Origin of the sequence: Vreelandella piezotolerans, assembly GCF_012427705.1 — a bacterium.
Taxonomy (GTDB): Bacteria; Pseudomonadota; Gammaproteobacteria; order Pseudomonadales; family Halomonadaceae; genus Vreelandella; species Vreelandella piezotolerans.
Map to the genome: position 1 here is coordinate 480,981 of NZ_CP048602.1, position 20,690 is coordinate 501,670.

Sequence of the window (20,690 nt, forward strand, 5' to 3'; positions counted from 1 at the left end):
GGTGCTTAATGTCGCTCAATAACCGACTACCGGAACAACCGTTGGCCACTGTGAATGAGCTAGATCGCTATCGGGGAGCTCTATTGGGTTTAGCCGTTGGGGATGCGTTAGGCACCACGCTGGAGTTTTGTATTCGAGATCAAAACCCACACCATAAGGAGATGCTGGGAGGCGGTGCCTTTGATGTTGCCCCAGGAGAGTGGACGGACGATACCGCCATGGCGCTATGTTTGGCTGAAAGCCTAGTGAATTGTCAGGCTTTTGATACGCACGATCAGTTAAGCCGCTACGTGCGCTGGTGGCGAGAAGGTTATATGGCCTGCCAAGGCCGCTGCATTGATATTGGTGGCACCACCTTGGATGCTTTGCAACGTTTTGAACGCACACAAGACACCAATGCGGGCGGTACCCAGGCGTATCAAAGCGGTAATGGCGGCATTATGCGCCTCGCGCCTGCCGTTATGGTGGCGAATAGCGAGCAAGAGGCAGTGTCGTTAGCCGTGCGCAGCAGTGTCACCACGCATGCCAGCCCCGACTGCCTGGATGCGGCCGCGTTAATGGGGGCGGTGCTTTGGCGGTTGTTGCAAGGCGAGCCTCTTCGCAAGGTGCTCACACAGATGTCGACTACCCCTGCCCAAGGAGATCGTATTTTAGCGCTTCAGGCGGGGCTTTTTTGTGAGCTGTCGCGCGAGGAGGTGTCTTCCAGTGGCTATGTCATCGATACCCTTGAAGCTGCGCTATGGTGCTGTTGGCAGGCACATTCGTTAGAAGAAGCACTGGTGCTGGCTGCCAACTTAGGCGATGACGCCGACACCGTTGCTGCAGTAACGGGGCAGCTGGCAGGTGCCGCATGGGGGGTTAAGGCGATACCGGAACGGTGGTTAACGACGTTAGCGTGGCGAGAAAAAATAGATCAGCTGGCAAGAGCGCTATATGCCCTTAAACAATCTAGAGAATGAGGCATGCCGCGATTAGTCAGGACTACGATGGAGCTTGGTCTCCAAGCACAGCGAGATATCCTATTTTTGACGTTCAAAAATGAAGATCCTGACGACGATATTTTGGGTACGCACTGGGAAGATCACCAGGGACGCCAACACGTTGTTGAGTGGCTAGAGGCGAATGAGATTCCATGGGAACCTTGCGTGCATGCAGCGCCAGGCAAGGCTCCGTGTTTTTACCAAGGGTCTATTTACTTGGCGGTGGCACCTGATGAAGGTAGTCCAACCTACCAAAAGATACTGTCATTCTTGGAAGATGAGACGGGAGAGTGCCGTTTCCCGAGCGTAGATTTTTGGCTTTATCCGCTGGATCTTATTAAAAAGCATAACGAAATGGCGTAATAGCTATGATCTGCTAATAGACTGTGTCTGAGCAGGTGCTAGGCCTAGTGACTTTGCGTAGAATGCTAGTCAAATTGGCTTAGCTTAGTTAAGCCCCAGAGTGGTAATGCAGCCACCGTACGTTAACAGGGAAGTAGTATGGCCACGATTTATCCACGCCTAAGTGATACTGAATTAGAAGCACTGCCCTCACGCGCAGAGGCAAATGTGTATCGCCAGCTGCGAGCGCTGGATTTTCCTGGCCTTGAAGTCATGCACAGCCTTGCCACGCAAACCCGTAACGATAAGGGAACGTGGGTAGGTGAGATCGACTTTTTGCTATTTCATCCGCAATACGGTATTCAGCTTTGGGAAGTCAAAGGTGGCGGCGTGTGGCTGGATGGGGGAGGGCAGTGGTGGTCACAGGGCAACCATGGCACCCATAAGCTGACGACCACGCCGCTTGAACAGTTAAAAAAGCAGACAGGCAGCCTTGTGCAGGCGCTGAACCGAGTGCTGCCAGGTATCAAGTTACCCATTGCACCGGTGTTGGTATTTCCTGACACGCGAGAATGGCAAGGAACGTTTCCTGAACTTACCCTGAACCGCGACCACGTCTTGCTGAAAGGCGATATACAAAGCCTAAACGCTGAGCAGCTTATCGCACGTTTTCAAAACACCGCCTGGGCAGGCAAAGGTGCTGCTAATTCGCTACCGCTTACCAAACAGCAAACCAGGTTGATACAACACCATTTGTTACGCCCTGCGTGTGCACTGACCACAAGTGTGGCTGAGCAAGCCCGTGATGTAGAAGCAGCATTGTTTCGCTTGAGTGAAGAACAGCAATGGGTACTGCGCCTGTTAGAGCACATTCCCCGTATGGCAATTTATGGGGGAGCAGGCACAGGCAAAAGCGTGCTGGCGCGAATGCGTGCCGAGCAACAGGCAAGAGAAGGAAAGAAAGTGCTTCTGCTGTGCTTCAATATTGCCTTGGCAGACGCCCACCGCCAAGCCATGGCCGAGACCCAACTCGGTACGATAGAGATAGCCACCTTTCACGAGCTTTGCCAAACACGGGCAGAGCAAGCTGGTATCAGCTGGCTAGTGCCGGAAGCGTCGAATGAGCTACCTCGCTTTTACAATGAAACAGCACCGGACTTACTTATTGAAGCCTTGCAGAAAGCCCCCGAGCAATGGGATGCCCTCATCGTCGATGAAGCACAAGACTACGTGCCCGAGTGGTGGCTGCCGCTTTATGAAATGCTAGCAGAAGACGCCAGCGTGACGCTTTTAGCAGACCCTGCCCAAAACCTCTACGCACGGGATTATCACTTGCCGGTAGATGTGTTCGAAGGCATGGTGCCGTACCCGTTTACCTTGCACCGCAACTACCGCAATGCTTATGAAATTGCCTGTTGGCTAAAAGAGCGCCACGGTGCAGCCGCAGAGCCAGGGGAGCATCTGCCCAGCAGCCAACATGCAGTAGCTGTTCACACTTGGAAAAAGCCCCAGGATCAATGGTCGCTGCTACAAAAAACAATAGCTGAGCTTGAGCAAGAGGGCTTCCAACCGGAAGATATCTTGCTACTTACCCCCTTCAAGGTAACCAACAGCCAAGTGTTGCAAGCGCTTATGGATCATAGCCCGCAGTATAGCGAGCGCATGTCCAATGTCGCCGCGGTAAAAGGTTTGGAAGCGCCAGTGGTGATTCTGGTTGATTTGGGTGCCAGTGCTTGGGCAGCGAACCCGAAAGTGGAGTATGTAGGGGCGTCTCGGGCGCGGGTGAAAGTTTTCGTGTTTACGTCTGCACAGAGTGTTACATGAACATCACCGCCTACCACACAAAGTATTATGCTTACGAGCTAACCAAGCTCCATGAAGATAACGACGTTGCCCGTCTCTCGCAGTCGATTTTAAATGCGATTTTAGACTAAAGTTGCAACCAGGTTGAGGCGGTTCTGTTTGCTGTGCATAACCCGCTGCAATAATACGTTTTACTACCCGGGGCCTGCGTTTATCCAGGCTTGGGGCCTTTGCGTTTCGATTCCCAGTCCATGACACCCTTAGCTGCCTTAGCGTATCATCACGCGTAACGAAAAATACTGAGCACCGCTTATAGAGTGCCTTTTGCAGATTCATCTGTTAATGAAAAACAGTGCAGGGAGCCACCGATGCAAAGCGTTTTGACGACGTGCAAGCCAAGGCCAGAAATTCTGGCGGGAACCTTCAACCCGGAAATTTTTACCGCGAGCCTCAACCGCGTGCTCACCGACTATCGCAAGGGGGCTGCTAAGGAAGGCGCTCAGTCGCTCTATTCTGATCCGGTAGCCTTTTTTCGCGAAGCGACCTACCCAACAGCAGGCTTGCGCTCCATCGTCGATAACGCATTGGCACGCCTTGTAAATGGTGATCTTTCACGACCAGCAATGCAGCGTTTGGATACCGCTTTTGGTGGCGGTAAAACGCACACACTGATTGCGCTTCTACACGCGGCTATGCAAGGCAATCGCTTGGCAGAGCCTATGGCTGATATTGTTCCTGCTGAGCGCTTAGGAGAACCTGGTCAAATCCGTGTCGTTGGGGTGATAGGGGACACCGTAGATACGCTGCGGGAAACGGCTGGCGGTGCCGAGCCGAAGCCGAATACGCTTTGGTGGATCATTGCTACGCAGCTGCTGGATGAAAGCCAGCGTGAGCCGATTCTTAGCCGATTAGATGGCTCTTCTTCCCCTGCATCAGATGAGTTTTTTGATCACCTTTTTGGAGATCAGCCCACACTCATCATTGTTGATGAAATTGCTCAGTACCTTTCACGTATTGAAGCTGCTTTCCCAGGTGTTGGGGCAGAACAAGCAGCTGCGTTTCTCATGTCGCTCTCCACCTACGCACGCGAAAAAGCTAACTTAGCTGTTGTCATTAGTTTAGCCTCGGCGACCAACGCCTTTGGTGGTTTCAACAAGCTAATGGGTAACTTGCAATCTACCCACGGGCTATCAAGCGCCGAGGCAGAAGCTATTACAGGTACTGCTAGCCGCCAAACACTTGATGTAGTTAGCCGGACATCCGAGGCTACCACGCCGGTTACCGAGGGTGACCTTTCGCAGATCATGGCAAAGCGGCTATTTATCTCGGTTGACCAACAAGCGGCCCAACAAACCGTTGAAGCTTTTGTTGAGATGTACCGTCAGGCGGGCACGGATCTACCGTCTAACGCCACGGATGTCACCGTATCAAACGAATTGATGGCCAATTACCCGTTCCATCCCACGTTGATTGCGTTTTTATCGCAGAAGTTATCGCAGGTAGAAACATTCCAGGGGACTCGCGGGCTACTGCGAACCTTGGCGCGTACCGTGCGGCGTATTTGGGAAGCCAAGCGTGAAATTTCGCTTATCCAGACCGGCCATATCGACCTCTCAGACAACACCATTCGTGCCGAGCTGCTAGGCAAAACCGGCAACGAAGATTTTCAGGCAGTGCTGGATGCCGATGTCACAAAAGTGGCCGGTAGCCAGTCAACGGCGCGTACCGTTGCTGGTGACCTTGATGCCCACAACCCGCACCCTGAAGGGTATCCCGTTCATGAATGGTCGTGGCGCGTGGTGTTTCTCCATAGTTTGATTGGCCGAGGTGGCGGCTTAGAGGACGAGCGTTACGGCATTGACTTAACCTCAGCTGTTTATGAAATGGCCTCGCCCGCGATGAAACCGGCCACCGTTCGTTCAGCGTTGGAATTGATTGAACGCGAAGCCAACTACCTTCGTGAGCGTCATTCGCGTTTGTATGCCGATACAGTGCCGACGCTGAACAACATTCTGCGACGTATACAGGGCAGCGTGACGCAAGAAGAAGCGCTGACCCGTATAGAGCAGGTGGTGCGTGGGCTAATCAAGACGTCTGCAGTTTTCGATATTCGCCACCATATCCACACCAGCGAGGATATGCCTGATAAACAGCGTAAGCCGCAGTTAGGTATCGTTGCCTTCGATGTTGAGGATATCGACCCTAGCCAGTTTATTGAGCGTCGTGGAGACACGGTGCGTGAACATCAAAATCTGATTTTCTTGCTCGTACCCAGCGCCACACACATTAAAGGAGCTACCTGGAGCGAACAGCGCACGCATCAAGAGCAGCGCGCCCGCGACAACGTCATGCACTTGGCACGCAAAGCCATTGCGGTTGAGCGCCTGAAAGAAAACCCGGATAACTGGAATATTCGCCACGAGCAGTTGCAGCGCAGCGATTTCAAAGATCACGCAGCCAAGAGGCCCGCGGAGCTACGCACCGCTATTGATGAAATGTACCGTCAACTTGTCTTTTCAGGGCGTGAAAATGGCCAAGTGGTTACCCGCGATATCGGCAAGCGTGGTAGCGGGCCTGCAGCAGGTGGCTCTGGTGGCATCCATACTGAAGATGCCATTCTTAAGCAGCTCTCTGAAGAGGGCGAGCTGATCACTGAAGAGCGGGCCAGCACTGCCGAAATATCGACACTGGTGGGCAAACTCTTCTTCCAAACGCGTAATCAGGTAAAAACTGCCGATCTAATTAACAATTTTGCCTGCCGCAGAGAGTGGCCTATTCTGCAAGCGCCAGAACTGCTGGCAATGATATTGGTGCAAGGCGCTAAGCGCAGCAGTTGGTGCTTAGGGTATTTCTCCCAGCCAAATGACCCCAAGCCAGAAGTACTTTATCATCAAGAAAACGAGCCGCCCTTGGGGCTAGACCCGCTGGATAAAGGGCAGGAATGGTTTATATGCACCAAGGCGCACGCCAAGCAAATCGGTTGGCTGGAGGATATCGAACGCCGTCCCCATCTCGTGGCTCAGTGGACAGAAGGAGTGATTAATAGCCGTGAGCTGCTTAACATCAGTGAGTTAGCCACTGTTGTGGAGCAAGCGCATGACAAGGTGTGTCCTCAAGAGCAGGAAAAGCAGCTACACAATTTATTAATAATGCGCGTAGTAGTCGCCTATCCAAAAGCTGCGTTTGACGAGCAGGGCAATGCCGACCCTGATCAAGCCATGACCGGCGATAAGGTACCTCTAGAAGGCGTAAAAGAAGGTATCTTGGTACCTTACCGTATTGCTCAGGAACGTGGATGGTTAAGAGCGCCCAAGGTACAGCCCAAGAGCTTTACGCTGACGCAATCCGACAGCATCAAAAAGCTTTTTAACCTGCTGGCAGGCACCGGGCTGAGCCAATCCAAAACCGAAGTGCAAATGCTGCAGATTGCAGCAGCAACGCCTGACGGCGGGGTATTTCAGCTGGGAATGACACACACCTCTATCAGCGCATTGGTCGAGAGTCGCCAGCTTTTCTCTTCGCTGAACACTCGGCTACGCTTTACGGATGAGCGCAAACATCAAGTGCGCCTCACGCTGGGTGAGCTTGACCAGAACTGTAAATTTGTCTCTATGATGGAACAACTGAAGGATACGTAAACCGAATGGCAACTGATGCCAATCCCTCATCTCGCGGGGGACGTAAAAGCTCACAGGTGGACGAAGCGCAGCTGGCAAAGTTGGCGCGTCGTTCTCCTTATGTTCTACGTTTAACACGCCACAAGGATATGCCGCCGCCGGTTCTGACGATCAAAGAACGTATCGCGCCGGAAGACCGTGATGACACTGAAGGCATGACCAACCCGCGTGCCAAAACAGTGGAGCGCGGCAATCTATACGGCGATTCAGTGCGTGCTTGCTTACCGGTGCTGAAGCGTATTCTTGAAGAAGTGAAAGACGAGCAGGGCATACCGCTTGGCTTAGAAACGTACATGAATATTAAGGGGCTACAGCAGACGGATCTCAACTTTCCCCTGGATGAAACCGCCGGGGCACGCTTGGCACTGTTCTTTCGTTTGCAAAGCAAAGTAAAGGATGTCGACCGCATAGAGCTGATTGGCCGCCGGGTGGCGATGTTCTCTCGTGAGGAAGCCGTTTATTGGCTGGCCAATGTGACTACAGCAGACCCAGCACTACGCAGCTGGGCGACGAGCGGTTTAAGAATTTTGCTCTGCGGTGATGCAGGCGACAAACGCGCGCCACGTATTTTAGAAAAAGTTCGCGCTCGCGGTTAAACGACCGCGCTAAGCAGCGCCATACTCACTTATTATCAAGCAGCCAGGCGTATGCCTGGCTGTTGTTTCAAAGGAAGCAGCATGATGGATCTCAGCAACGACCAGCGCCTGATTGAAGCCGGTTTTCCCTGTCATCAGGTAGGCCCAGAAACGCAACGTGAGCAGAGTGTCGGTGATCAGCCCCCGACGCACCGTTTGCACGTTTGGTGGGCACGACGGCCACTAGTGCCAAGCCGTGCAGCTATTATGGCGTCGTTGTTACCCGCAGATACGAATTCAGAAGAATTTGTTAAAGCGTTAGGAGTCCGTTTACAAGTAGCTAATATTGGTGGTGTTGGCTGGGTGCTAGACGAAGCCAAGCTGCGTGATCGAGTTGTCAGTATAGATGGCCGTGCCACGTTGGAAGTAGATGGCGTAATTCATCGTGCTTTGATCAAAGCTGACAAAGAGCGTGCCGACCAGCGTTTGATGATTCAACAAGTGCTTGAAAAATCTCCTGAGCTGGTGGATGAAGAGGCGATCCAAAAATGGCAACAATTAGCCCAGCAATTTCCCTACTTACCTCAGTTAGGTGAGCGACTGCATGTCCATGAGAAGATGGGGGACCCAGCATGGTTCAAGGAGCTCATGGAGCTTGCCAAGAAAGCGGGTGTACGAGTGCCCAACCTTTACGGTTATGATCGCGCCTATCATAACAAAGCTCCATTGACGAATGACTCCAAGATTATTCTTGACCCAACTTCGGGAGGTGGCTCGATTCCTTTTGAGGCACTTCGTTTAGGACATAGAGTCATTGCTAACGAGCTTAATCCGGTTGCTTGCGTCATACTTAAGGCAACGCTTGACTATCCTGTACGCTTTGGCGCAGACCTGCTGGAAGACATTAAACACTGGGGAACAAAGATTGAAAAACAGCTGGACGAGCGCTTGCTCTCTCACTTCCCCAGCTGCAACGCTGCGGTGAGTACATGCGATCCGAAACCTGTCAGCCGAGATATGTCTTACTTGTTTTGTCGCCAAGTCACTTGTCCTCACTGTGAAGGTGAAGCCCCGTTGCTAAATGCACTGTGGTTAGCGAAAAAAGGGGATCAGTGGGCTGTTTCAATTAAAACTCACCCAGATAAAACGGTACGTTTTGAACCGTTTGAATTTACAGCTGATAAAAGAGGCCTTGATGTCCCAGATTTAGAGGCAGGGACTGTGACGAGTGGTGTTGGTCAGTGCGTTCATTGCCAACAAGCTATTTCCGGGGATGAGATTAAGCGTCAAGCCCGTGGTGAGTCTGAGTATGGTAAATGGCAGGATGTACTGTATTGCGTAGCAGGTGTTCGCATCGAACCTAAGCTTGATAAGGAGGGAAATATTCAGCGCTATGCCAGCGGTGAGCGTAAAGGGGAAGTTAAAACCCAGAAAATACGTTACTTTCGTGCGCCAACCCAGGCTGATCAGGATGCGTTGAAGGCCGCAGAGCGAGAGCTTGAAGAACGCCGCCTGGATTTTGAAATGAAGGGGCTGGTGCCCAATGAGACGTTTCCGCAAGGTAATGACATGCGCCCTGTTAACTATGGCATGCCAACCTGGGCGGATATGTTTACGCCTCGCCAGCTTTTAGGCCACTTAACGGTGATGGAAGCTTTGCAAAATGCTAAGCCAAAGATTCTTGAATCGCTAGGCAAAGAGCGAGGCCGAGCCGTCATCACATATTTGCAGTTTGCCATTGATAAAGTCGTTGATTACAACTCAAAGCAAACACGTTGGCATTTTTCTAGGGGAGTCCTTGTTGGAACTTTTGGGCGCCATGACTTTTCGCTCAAATGGACATTCGGTGAAACGGTCTATGCAGGCTCATCATCTGGGTTTCGTTGGGGTATGTCGCAAGTCCTGGATGCTTATAAAGGAATTGAGCTTCTTGTAAGGGAGCGTGCCAAAGAAGGGTTAGCTGATAAAGATTTATGGCAAATAAAAGGCTCAGCTACCAACATGGCCGAATTAGAAGCCTCTAGTGTCGATGCGGTGGTGATGGATCCTCCGTACTATGACAACGTCCAATACAGCGAGCTGTCTGATTTTTACTATGTTTGGCAAAAACGCTCTTTAGCTGATCTTTATCCGAGTTGGTTCGATGATGAAGTGACTGACAAAGCTGCTGAAGCGGTCGCTAACCCAGCACGCGATGGTTCAGCTAAAAACGCCAAAGCTCGCTATGAAGAATTTATGCACGATATTTTTGCCGAGAGTAAGCGGCTGTTAAAACCCGATGGCATAATGACGCTAATGTTTACCCACAAAAGCTCCGACGCCTGGGAAACACTGACCAATGCCTTGATCCACTCAGGTTGGGATATTACGGCCTGCATGCCCGTAGAATCCGAAGGAATGAACTCTACCCATCAGAAAAATATAGCTGCTGCTGCATCGAGTATCTTTATCACGTGTCGACCCGTAAGCCGTGGTGACAGGCCACCATCAAGCTGGGGCTTTGAAGTTAAAGGCAAGCTAGAAACCGCTGTGCGTGAAGGCCTGGTGGAATTTGAGCGCCTTAAACTTAACCCAGTAGATCGCATGATTGCCTCTTGGGGCCGTGCGCTACGTGTCTACTCGGCTCACTGGCCTGTGCAAGATGGCGATGAAGACGTACCGCCCACTCGCGCGATGCAAGAAGCAGCCCGCGTAGTAGCTGAAGAAGAGGTTAGCCGCCTTTCTGGCGGCTTGGTTACCGTTGACGATCTTGACGCTGAATCTCGCCTTGCGGTCATTGCACTGGGTATCAATGGCCTGGGAGACTTCGCTTTTGACGATGCGCTGCAGATGAGCCGCTCTCTTAACTTCCGCCTGCAGAACCGTAACGGCAATTACCGCGTCAGCAATGATCTGGTCGCCTATGCCAACGTGGGTGAAGACGAACGCGCTGCACCGCTTGCTATTCGTGGCAACAAGCTGCGCCTGCTCAAACCAGAAGAACGCGCCTCAGCCCGCTTGCAAAGCCCACAAACGCTTTGGGATGTATTGGGTGGCTTGATCGTTACCTATCGAGATGGTGGTATCGTTGCCGCGCGTAACTACCTAACCGAGCACGATAAGCGCGAAAGCGATGCTCTGCGTGGCCTACTTAAAGTTTGGGCTAAAGAGTGCCGCGACGACGAGCTCAAGCGCGAAGCTCAGTTGATTGATTACGAACTCTAAACATACGAGGAGGCTGCATGAGCTCTATTAAGGGTGCAGAACTAAAACTACACAAGGTATTCTCCAGTGACTTTCAGTTTGAAATACCAGACTACCAGCGCCCTTATTCATGGCAGATAGAACACGCAGAAGAGCTATTTGATGACCTCTGGACATTTCGTGAGCAGGAAGATAAGAGCGAAGAGTATTTTCTTGGCAGTATCGTGCTAATCAAAAGTGATCAGTCCATGCAAGCTGATGTTGTCGATGGGCAGCAAAGGCTAACGACGTTGACCATTTTGCTGGCGGCTATTCGTGATCGGCTTAAAGGGCATCCGAAGTGGGGCGGTGCATTCGATAAATATATTATGGAGCCAGGTGATATCACGCTGGATCTCTCCCCTAAACCCCGTCTTTATCTTCGCAAGAAAGATCGCAGTTTTTTCGGAAAATATATTCAATCACCTGGGGGAATTGAGGAGCTTGAGGCTCTTGATGTCAGTCGTTACAAAGACTCAAAGCTTAATTTAATTAATAATGCGAGAGCCTTTCAAAGCCGTCTAGCAGATATTGATGACGAGCTGGTGGGGCAGTTTGGACAGTTCATTGTTCAAAAGTGCTTGCTTGTTTTGGTTACTACCGAAAACTTCAAATCGGCATATCGAATTTTTTCGGTAATGAATGACCGCGGTCTAGATCTGGCTCCTTCTGACATTCTCAAAGCTAGTATTATCAGTAGCATTGGAGAGCATGAGCGCGAAGGATATACCGAGCTATGGGAAGACATGGAAGAGCGATTAGGGCGTGATAGCTTTAATGATCTTTTTGCCCATGTCCGGATGATTTTCCGTAAAGAAAAATATCGCCGTTCTGTTTTGGATGAGTTCTCTGACTATGTGGTAAAGCCAACCGTTAGTGGAAAAAAACTGCTTGATAATGTATTGCTCCCTTATGCAGATACACTTGAAATCATCATAAATCGTAGTTTCAAAAGTGAATCAAATGCTCAAAGAATAAATGAATTAATTGAATGGCTACATTACTTGAATAACAGTGACTGGATACCGGTAGCGATGGAGTTTGTTCGTCGTTTCGATAACGACACTGATGTGCTTAGTGCGCATCTTGAAAGGCTAGAGCGCTTAGGGGCTAGCCTATTCATCCGTGGTGTATATGCCACCCCGCGAATCAATCGTTTTGGTTTGGTTTTACAAGAGTTAGAAGAAGGTAAGGATCTCTTGGCTGAGGGCTCGGCACTTGATCTTAGCCTCAGTGAACGTAAAGACACGCTGTACTGGTTGAATAACCATGTTTATCGTTATTCTGGACGGCTACGCCTGTACATCACGATGCGTTTAGATGCTTTTATGTCTGATCAGTATGTTAGCTATCGTGAAAGAACCAAAACGATTGAACATGTGTTACCGCAAAACCCAGCGACTGATTCTCAGTGGCGGCTAGATTGGGATGATGAGCAACGCGAAAATTGGGTAGATCGTATTGGTAACTTGCTGCTCCTTAGTCGTAAGAAAAATTCAGAAGCGTCAAATTACGATTTTGTTAGGAAAAAAGAGCGTTACTTCAGGTCACGTAGTGGCGTTTCAAGCTTTGCGATATCTACGGATGTGCTTAACCATGATGAGTGGACACCGGCTACTGTCAAAGGCCGTCAAAAGGCGTTGTTAAAATTATTTGAAGAAAAATGGCAGTTAGGAGTTGGCTTATCATGGGAAGAGATTGAAAATCTCTAGCCTGAGGCTGAGGTGCTTATTAGCTTCCCCTTCTTAGTTCTGGTAGGCGTTCATTTCACTAGCTGAATTTTGCATCAAAAAAACCATAATTTGATTAGAAATACTTCTGAAGGATTTGCCATGAATATCAATGCTTCCATTATTGATCAGCAGCTTGAAGGCCTGCAGGCGGATATTCGTGAGCGCGCCTCAGAAGAGCTTAATATTCGGGATGACGACCGCCTGCGCTCGCTATCGTTTGTGTATCTCTGTACTAAAGCCATGCTAGACCTTGATCCTGACGAAGCCTTTGACTGCCTAACAGAAGGAGGAGGTGACTTTGGGGTGGATGCGATGCATATCGCGGAAGAGGTAGACGGCGAGTTTTTTGTCACCTTGGTGCAGGGTAAGTACAAAAAAAAGCTAGATGGCAACAGCAATTTTCCCGAAGAGGGTGTTTCAGCACTGATCAATGCTATCCGTCATCTCTTCAATCCTGCTGCGCCCCTAAACAACATTAATGAGCGGCTGAGGGCCAAAGTGGAAGAAGCACGCTCTCTTATTCGGGATGGTTACATCCCAAATGTGCGGGCTATTGCCTGTAACAATGGGTTGAAATGGAAAGAGGCGGCTCAGGAAAGTATTGACCGTACCCACTTTGGCGACCAAGTGCTTTGGGAGCATGTTAATCACGATGTGCTTATCAATATTTTGCAGCGGATCAAGCCAGTCGATGAAACGCTACGACTGTCAGGCAAAGCCATTGTCGAAGACATGCACTATAGCCGTGTGTGTATTGGCCGGCTGCCCGTGACGGAAGTCGCTAACATCATGCGGTCTCATGGGGAGAGGTTGTTGGAGCGTAATATCCGGCGTTACCTGGGGCTCCATGGCAATCGAGTTAATGAAGGCATTCGGCGTACGCTGAATTCAGACAGTGCTGCAAATTTTTACTTCTTTAATAATGGCTTGACGCTTGTATGTAACGATTTTTCGTACAACGCCCTTCAGGAGAGCGATTACCAACTGAAAGTAGAGAATCTGCAGATCGTTAATGGTGGCCAAACATGTATGACGATCTTGAAAACACTCGATGAAATGGAAGCATTAGGCGTCCCATTACCGAAAGATGCTTCTGTGCTGGTCAGGGTATATAAACTCCCCAAAGACAACGAAGACCTGGTGCTCCAGATAACTCATGCCACGAATAGCCAGAACCCTGTTGATTTAAAAGATTTACGTGCCAATGACGATAAGCAAAGAAGTTTAGAAACCAGTATTGATGCGCTAGGTTATACTTATCGCCGCAAGCGAATGGAGCGCACGATTAAGCCTACCGACATTACCGCAGGAGCCGCAGCAGAAGCGGTGCTGGCTATTTGGCGGCAGGCACCTCACCAGGCAAAATTTTTGACGCGTGAACATTTTGGCAAGCTCTACGATACGATTTTTAGCGACGAATTGAACGGTGCTCAGGTGATCGCTGCTGTACTTCTTTATCGTGCAGCAGAAAACCACCGCAAACGTCCTGCTGCATCAGACCCCCTTCTAGTACGCTATGGCTCATGCTTTATTGCTATGCAGATGGGCAAGCGCCTACTAAAGGATATGGGTATATCGCTGAGCGACTTAAGCCATCGCAATTTTGCTGAGTGTAAGGCGATGATCACTGAAGAGAGTGAACGCTTTTTCCATGAAGCCGTGCAAGATGTGGAGAGCGCCTTGGTATCCCTTTACGGTGATCAAGAAATATCGTTACAGCAGCTATCCGCGACATTCCGCCGTGGTGATTTGATCGAGCGACTCAATACACGGTTGCACTAAATACTGTTTGTAAAAAGGAATGCCAGGTATGGCGCTACGCGATTATTCATGGGAACCCAGCTATGCAACGTCGGATTTACGTGACGATGGCGTCACGGTCGATATTCTGCATGACTTCTATATTCCCGCTTTAATGCGCGCAACGCATTATGATCGCGTGGCAGGGTATTTTACTTCCTCTTCGTTAGCGGCAGCTTCTCAAGGTTTTTCACGCTTTGTTGAGCAAGGTGGCAAAGCACGCTTTGTAGTGGGTATGCAGCTCAATCCAGACGACGCGGAAGCGATTTTGCAAGGTGATCAAGAGCGTGCCAGCCAAGTGATGCTGGCTGAGCTGGAAAGCGTTCAGGCATGGCCGGAAGCAACGCGCCACGGCGTTGAGCTACTGGCGTGGATGGTTGCTAATGGCCATTTAAGTATACGTGTAGGGCTGCGGGTACATACTAAGAACGGGACACCACAGCCGTTGGAATTTTCTCAGGATGGCTATCTACACGAAAAATGGGCGATTTTAGGCGATGGTCAAGATGAGATCTTTATTGCGGGCTCCTTGAATGAATCTATGACGGCACTGGCAATTAATGCTGAAAATATCATGGTACATCCCTCCTGGGAGCCTTGGGGGCAAGCAGTCATACCTAAGAAGAGGCGTAACTTTGAAGCGCTTTGGTCAGGTAAGCATCCTGCTATTAAGACGTTCTCTCTACCAGAAGCAGTGAAAGCTAAACTGGTCAACATCGCCCATCATGCCAGGGGGCTCTACGAAATCGACGGTACCCGTTGTCAGTCATCTAAGCACGAAGTCCGTGAGCAAGATGATATTAAACCCAATATGGTTGATCGAGCACGCTTTGCTTTCATAAGGCTAGCACCTCTATTGCCGGGTGGTGAGCAGGTAGCTATAGAAACAACGCCAATAGAGCCTTGGCCGCATCAGCGCTTTGTGGCGAACCGCCTACTTGAAACATACCCTTGTAACCACTTGCTGTGTGACGAGGTTGGGCTAGGTAAAACGATTGAAGCGGGACTAGCTTTTCGAGCACTTTGGCTAAGTGGGCAGGCCACCTCTATTCGTGTATTTGCACCTGCATCGCTGACACAACAGTGGCTCATGGAGATGGCGGATAAGTTTTACTTACCCTTTGTAAGGCGTACTACCCGCCGTGGCAGTTTCGAAAAGATTGACCAAATTAGCGGCGAATTGATGGTGTCTGAGGGGCAGATGTTTGATGCTCCACTGGAAGTTATTTCTACCGGCTTGCTGATTAATCGCCGTGGAGGGCGCATTCTCGCCAGCATGCCTGACACCGATTTAGTGTTGGTTGATGAGGCGCATAAAGCACGTCGGCAGTCACCCGATAACAGAGCTATCACACCGCGCTTTAACAAGCTCTATCAAGAGCTTGAAAGCAGCCTCTACGCCAAGTCGCGCACTTTATTGTTGGCTACCGCCACACCCATGCAATTAAACCGCGTGGAAGCGTTTGACTTGCTCAAGTTGATGCCCTCTGCGGGAGCAGTGCAGTTCTCAGAGGATTTAAGTGAAATTTTTTATCAGATTCGTGAGCGCTTATTAAATAATGAATCGATCAGTGATCATGAGTGCGAATGGCTGCGGCGTTATCTCTTTAATGTAAAAGCCGCTTCGCCAGCGCAGTGGCAGTTTGTCTATTATCATGTGCTGGATATGTTTGGGCAGATGGAACTAGACAATTTCATGGAGCAGTGGATGGTTCCCATGAACTGGGACCATGTGCAGCCTGCTTTGAGCTTATTAGCTCCGCTTGGAAGAAGCATGTTGCGGCATACGCGTTCGCTGCTGCGTACCTATCAGCGCGAGGGACTGTTAAATGCTAATCTCGCCTGGCGTGAGGTAGATCCAATTATCATTCCACTCCATCATGTTGAGCGTGAAGTGTATGATCAACTCCAGGATTACTGTACAGAGTTGGCTAGTCATATTGCTGCAAATATGGAAGACGGAAAACAACGTGCTGCTATTGGTTTTTATCTCAGCTTTCTCCGTTTGCGTTACGCATCTTCTTTCCATGCGCTGCGCTGTTCGCTGGAGCGACGCCTTGATAAAATTCAGCTAACGCTTGAACACCATGCTCATCACCTGGTTAACGATAACCTCGAACGCGACGAGCTAGATGAGCTGGGTGATGAGGACGTTGAAGGCTTGGTGCTAAAGCACCGCACTGAGAGTGATTTGACTTGGGAACAGGGCGCTGTAGCAGAGCTTTTGGCCACTATGGTTAAGCTGCCCCATACCCCGCTGAAAATGGCAACTTTGCTAGAGCACATTGACAAGCGCCGCGTGCCGGGAAGTGACAGGGTACGCCAGGTAGTACTGTTCACGCGTTATGCTGACACGTTGGACTTTATTCACCGCGATTTATGTCGGCGGTTGCCAAATTGCCCTATTGGCACTTTCTCTGGTGCAGGGGGAACGCTGCGCCATGCTGGCGAGAGTCGGCCGGAGTCATTGGACCGAACCACCATCAAACAACGCTTTGTGGCGGGCAACATCGATATATTGTTGTGTACCGACGCTGCCGCTGAAGGGTTGAACCTGCAAAGTGCCGATTTGCTAATCAACTTCGACCTGCCGTGGAATCCGATGATGCTGGAGCAGCGCATCGGCCGTATTGATCGGATTGGGCAACACCATGAGCAAATTCGTGTCTTTAACTACCTCTATCAAGGTAGCGTGGAGGAAGTCGTTTATTCTCGTTTGGTGGAACGCTTTCAAGAAGCTCTCACTGTTTCTGGCGAGCTACAGTTTTCACTGCTTCCTATTCAGCCAGAAGATTTTGAAGACTATGCAAAATCTGATGGTGAAGAAGGCAAAATTAATGAAGAAGAACTCATCAGAAGAGCCCACCAGCACGCAAAGCGTATTAAGGAGCGCCAACAGCTAACCGAGTTCAAGGCAGAAGCGCAGAAAGATGCCTATGAGCTATTGGAAGCTGAGCGCCGTTTACAACCGCTGCCCATAAATTTAGACGCTATCTGGCAAGCCATCAGTAAAAGCCAGTACTTAAAAGCACTGGGTGGAAAATTAGAAAGCTTTCCTCAAGGGGATGCGTTTACGGTTGTTGATGTGCCTGGCGTGCCGAAAGATGTACTGTTAACTACATCTCGTCAGCTATTTGAACATGGTCTACCTCAGAACGATTATCGCCATTTACACTTTGCAACCTACGGTGATCCAGTTTTTGAGCAGTTATTGGCTTATATGACGATGCCGTTTGAAGGCGTCAAAGAAGCTTGGGAGAATCGCCAAGCACTTTCAGGGCTGATGATTGCTAACAGAAAGGTAGCTGCCTGGGAGGAATTGTTAAATGCGGAGGGAATAGAGCATGAAGAAGAGATACTAACTTTAGTGCCACGCAACCGTGTTAAGAAACCACCTCAGAGTGATCAGCTTGGTCGCCATCAACGCGTTATGCTTGATAGTGCTGCTGCGAGTTTAGCTGCCCAGAAACTGCGTCCGAACGCTGACACTATCGCTAACCAGATCAGTGAAATAACAAGATTTACGCAAGACGTTCGTCAACGGCACGGTAAACGTGTGTATCTACACTTTGACTCGCCTGATCGTAACACCATGCTGGCCTTAGCGGACAAGCTACTCTGGCCGGTTGCACGCCGAGATTTAGGTATCAAGGTTGATGCTGACCCCTTGATGCTTGATGCGCTGCAGGAGATTATTCATCGGCAATTAGGTGATATGAAAAAGCATAACCGCACACGTGATGAGGTAACACGCCGCTTGAAGGAGAGGGCAGAAAATTATCTATAGTGAAGTGATATGAAGGTGGATGATGAAATATTTAGTAGAAGGGGCGATTTTGAACTTTGAAAGCTGTGCGTTAGTAAAACGATTCTTTGAGGCGTCTTGCTTGCGTGCTTATCTGCACTATCCTTCACCAGTCTAACTGAGTTTTTTCATCGACCTCTGAGTTGTATATATAACACCACGCTTTGCCATGCTGGGTATTGAAAATAGCGCGGTTATAAAGCTCCTGACCTAGGGCATGCGGTAAGTAGCCTTCCAACTGATCCAGCAAGGCTAACTGTTCAGCGTTAATGGCGTATATTTCGACCACGGTGCCCGCTGACGACTCCGCCTTGGCCCCAGGGTAGGGGCCAAGATCATAAAGCGTGATGGCTGTGAGGCGGTCTGTGCCAAGTAGGGGCGCACCATCGAGCCAGTAATGGTTGTGTTGGCCTTGCTTGAGCGTGCCGTATACGGCAACGCGTGGGCAGCGCTGTATGTCGCGTTGTATGTGTTGCATCTCTGTTCCCATTTGTTGACTTCAGTGCATAAGGCTGTGCTACACAAACCCCATTGGCTGGCGCTCGCCGTGCTGTTCGCGCTCCTCCAGGGTTAGCGCATCCAGCAATGTGTTCAGGCGAATAGGCAGCCCGCGTAAGTCCAGCTGGTCTAGCGCGGTACGCACGTTGCCGGGGGTTAGGCGGCGCTGTGCTAGATAGTTGGCGGGAATGCTGGCTAAACGCATGTGGTCGCGTTCTGGCAGTACCGCTTTTAACAGTTCGCGAAGTGGTTCAGGAGCTAGCGGTAAAAACTCGACCTTGAGATCAAAGCGGCGCATTACTGCGCGGTCTAGGCTGTCTACGCGGTTGGTGGTGGCGAGTAGCATGCCGTCGAAATTCTCAATTTGTACCAGTAGCTCGTTGGTGTGGGAAATCTCCCAGCTTTTCATGCTGTTATCGCGCTGCATGAGCAAGGTGTCTACTTCGTCCAACAGCAGCACGGCGCCTGTTTGCCGTGCTTTGGCAAATAGCTCGGCGAGCTTTTCCTCCGTCCCGCCAACGTATTTATCCAATAAGCTGCTGGCGTGCGCGGTAATCAGCTCGCGGCCCAGGCGTTTAGCTAAATGTTTTGCTAAGGCAGTTTTACCGCTGCCCGGCAGGCCGTGCAGGCATAAATGACCACGCTGGCGGCGCGTTAGGCGATTAACGATATTCTCAAGCCCCGGGCGAGTATTGAGCCACTCCATGCGGTAAGCAGGCATGGCAGGGCCGGTGGAAGTGTTAGCACTGGTCGTTATGGGCGCGGCTGCTTTACCTAGCGCCTGTAGGCGTTGTGCCATGAGTGTCTCAATATGCTGTTCATTACGCTGTGGAGTGCGTGGGTTAAACAGCGTGCCTAGTCGGCACAGCTGTTTAGCCGCAGCCGGGGTCATCCACGGCTGTTCTGCCAAACGCTGTCGACCTATGGGAGTGACGGGCAGTGTTTTAATTAATTGCTGGTAATGAGCATTCATCTCTTCGTTGCGATTGGCCTTCACTTCGATAATTAGGTCGAAGCGGCGCAGGTAAGCGGGGTCGAGCCAATGCACGCTGTTACTTACCCACAGGCCAGGCGTCGGGTTGTTCTCTAACAGCTGATTCATCCAGCCTTTGGGGAGTGCTTCTTCGTCGTTAATGACGTCCTCAATCTCATCGAACATCACAAGCCCCGGACGCTTTCCAATCAGCGCTTGTACGACTTGGTAGCGGCCCAAGCGTTTGCTGGGAGTAAGCACATCGTTATCTTTTTCTGCCACTGGCACGCCGTATAGCGATACCTTTAGCAGTGTGGCGAGCGATTTTACAAACTCCGTTTTACCCACGCCAGGTGCGCCGTAAATCAGTACGTTAGCACCGGTTTGTTGAGTGTCGATCGCGTTACGCAGGTAATCTAATGCCAGCTGGCGCAGGGGGACAGCACCAAAACTGGCGAATGAATACGCGCCAGCAGGCTGGATAGGGCAAAGGCTCATCAGGCGCTCAGTGATTAAGCTACGTAACGTGCTGGAAGCCAGGGTTGTAACATCGTGGTTCACCAGTGGCGCTAAGCCACGCAGCATCGGGCCTGGCGATAAGGTGTCGTCTAAGTTTAGTAGGCGGTGATTGTGGGTCGTATTCAGCAGCCCGAACATTTTTAGGCGGCTTTGTTCTTGTAAGCACTGGTGCACGTCATCGCTGCCATGGCCGGTCAGCTGTGCTAATAGTTTCTTAGCATGGGTGTCTTCAATGCAGGTAAGCGTAGGGTTCATTTGTGGATAGCGCAGCCGTAGCCAGCTCAGAGTGAGCAAATGCGTTTCAAGCTCAGAGAGCTGTAGCAAGCTCGCGATCTGTTCACACAGGATCACTAGTGGGTTGTTCAGTTGAGTGGATGGATTGATGGTGCCGCTCGTACGTTTCCACCAGCGCTTTAGAGAGGCACTGTAATCTTGGTAGCGATGGCTACCCTTTGCAGCGGCCGGTACTTTGAGGCCGAGCCAGCCAAACAGGCTTTCCCAATCGTCATCGTCCAGTGAGCAGTTTTTGCCTTGAAACAGAACCACGCGCACAGCAATAAGCTGCGCCATAAGACGCTCTTCCGGGTCGTGTGTCTCATCATCACCCGAGTTGGTATGAAGATTTAAGATCGTGTCCCACTGCATGGCCGTCTCCTTTGCTGCTTATGTCAGTAGCGTAACCCTTAGGTGCGACGTTCCATGTCGCAGGAGAAACGGATGCCCTTCGTTAGCGAACGCTCTTTGTTAGCCAGTGCCAACTCAA

At 50.5% G+C, this 20,690-nt stretch carries 11 protein-coding genes; 9 read left to right on the forward strand and 2 right to left on the reverse strand.

The annotated features are described in order from the left end of the window. Positions 1-8 precede the first annotated feature (8 nt). From GYM47_RS02280 to GYM47_RS02320, 9 genes are all read left to right on the forward strand, one after another. A complete protein-coding gene (locus GYM47_RS02280) occupies positions 9-959 on the forward strand; it encodes an ADP-ribosylglycohydrolase family protein (protein WP_153843406.1) in 951 nt (316 codons plus the stop codon). Positions 960-986: 27 nt separating this feature from the next. Beyond that, positions 987-1,343, forward strand: a complete 357-nt coding sequence (locus tag GYM47_RS02285; RefSeq protein ID WP_153843407.1) for a hypothetical protein — start codon at positions 987-989, stop codon at positions 1,341-1,343. 138 nt (positions 1,344-1,481) lie between these two features. Next, the gene (locus GYM47_RS02290) at positions 1,482-3,146 is read left to right on the forward strand and encodes a nuclease-related domain-containing DEAD/DEAH box helicase (protein ID WP_153843408.1); all 1,665 of its coding nucleotides are present in this window, start codon (positions 1,482-1,484) and stop codon (positions 3,144-3,146) included. 296 nt (positions 3,147-3,442) lie between these two features. Further along, on the forward strand, positions 3,443-6,763 hold the full coding sequence (locus GYM47_RS02295) for a DUF499 domain-containing protein (RefSeq protein ID WP_153843409.1): 3,321 nt from the start codon (positions 3,443-3,445) through the stop codon (positions 6,761-6,763). Between the two features lie 5 nt (positions 6,764-6,768). Further along, positions 6,769-7,398 (forward strand): DUF7680 family protein, encoded by a 630-nt coding sequence (locus GYM47_RS02300; RefSeq protein WP_153843410.1) that lies wholly within the window; start codon positions 6,769-6,771, stop codon positions 7,396-7,398. 81 nt (positions 7,399-7,479) lie between these two features. After that, a complete protein-coding gene (locus GYM47_RS02305) occupies positions 7,480-10,581 on the forward strand; it encodes a DUF1156 domain-containing protein (RefSeq protein WP_196781576.1) in 3,102 nt (1,033 codons plus the stop codon). Positions 10,582-10,598: 17 nt separating this feature from the next. Next, a complete protein-coding gene (locus tag GYM47_RS02310; protein WP_153843411.1) occupies positions 10,599-12,311 on the forward strand; it encodes a DUF262 domain-containing protein in 1,713 nt (570 codons plus the stop codon). Positions 12,312-12,431: 120 nt separating this feature from the next. Beyond that, on the forward strand, positions 12,432-14,114 hold the full coding sequence (locus GYM47_RS02315; RefSeq protein ID WP_153843412.1) for an AIPR family protein: 1,683 nt from the start codon (positions 12,432-12,434) through the stop codon (positions 14,112-14,114). 28 nt (positions 14,115-14,142) lie between these two features. Then, complete coding sequence (locus tag GYM47_RS02320) at positions 14,143-17,919, forward strand: helicase-related protein (protein WP_168444426.1); 3,777 nt, start codon at positions 14,143-14,145, stop codon at positions 17,917-17,919. Positions 17,920-18,043: 124 nt separating this feature from the next. Here the strand turns inward: GYM47_RS02320 and GYM47_RS02325 are convergent, their stop codons facing one another. Both GYM47_RS02325 and GYM47_RS02330 read right to left on the reverse strand, forming a co-directional pair. Further along, positions 18,044-18,415: a gamma-glutamylcyclotransferase family protein gene (locus GYM47_RS02325; RefSeq protein WP_153843414.1), complete on the reverse strand. Its 372-nt coding sequence runs from the start codon at positions 18,413-18,415 to the stop codon at positions 18,044-18,046. 39 nt (positions 18,416-18,454) lie between these two features. Continuing rightward, positions 18,455-20,572, reverse strand: coding sequence for an AAA family ATPase (locus tag GYM47_RS02330; protein WP_153843415.1), 2,118 nt, complete (start codon positions 20,570-20,572; stop codon positions 18,455-18,457). Positions 20,573-20,690 lie beyond the last annotated feature (118 nt).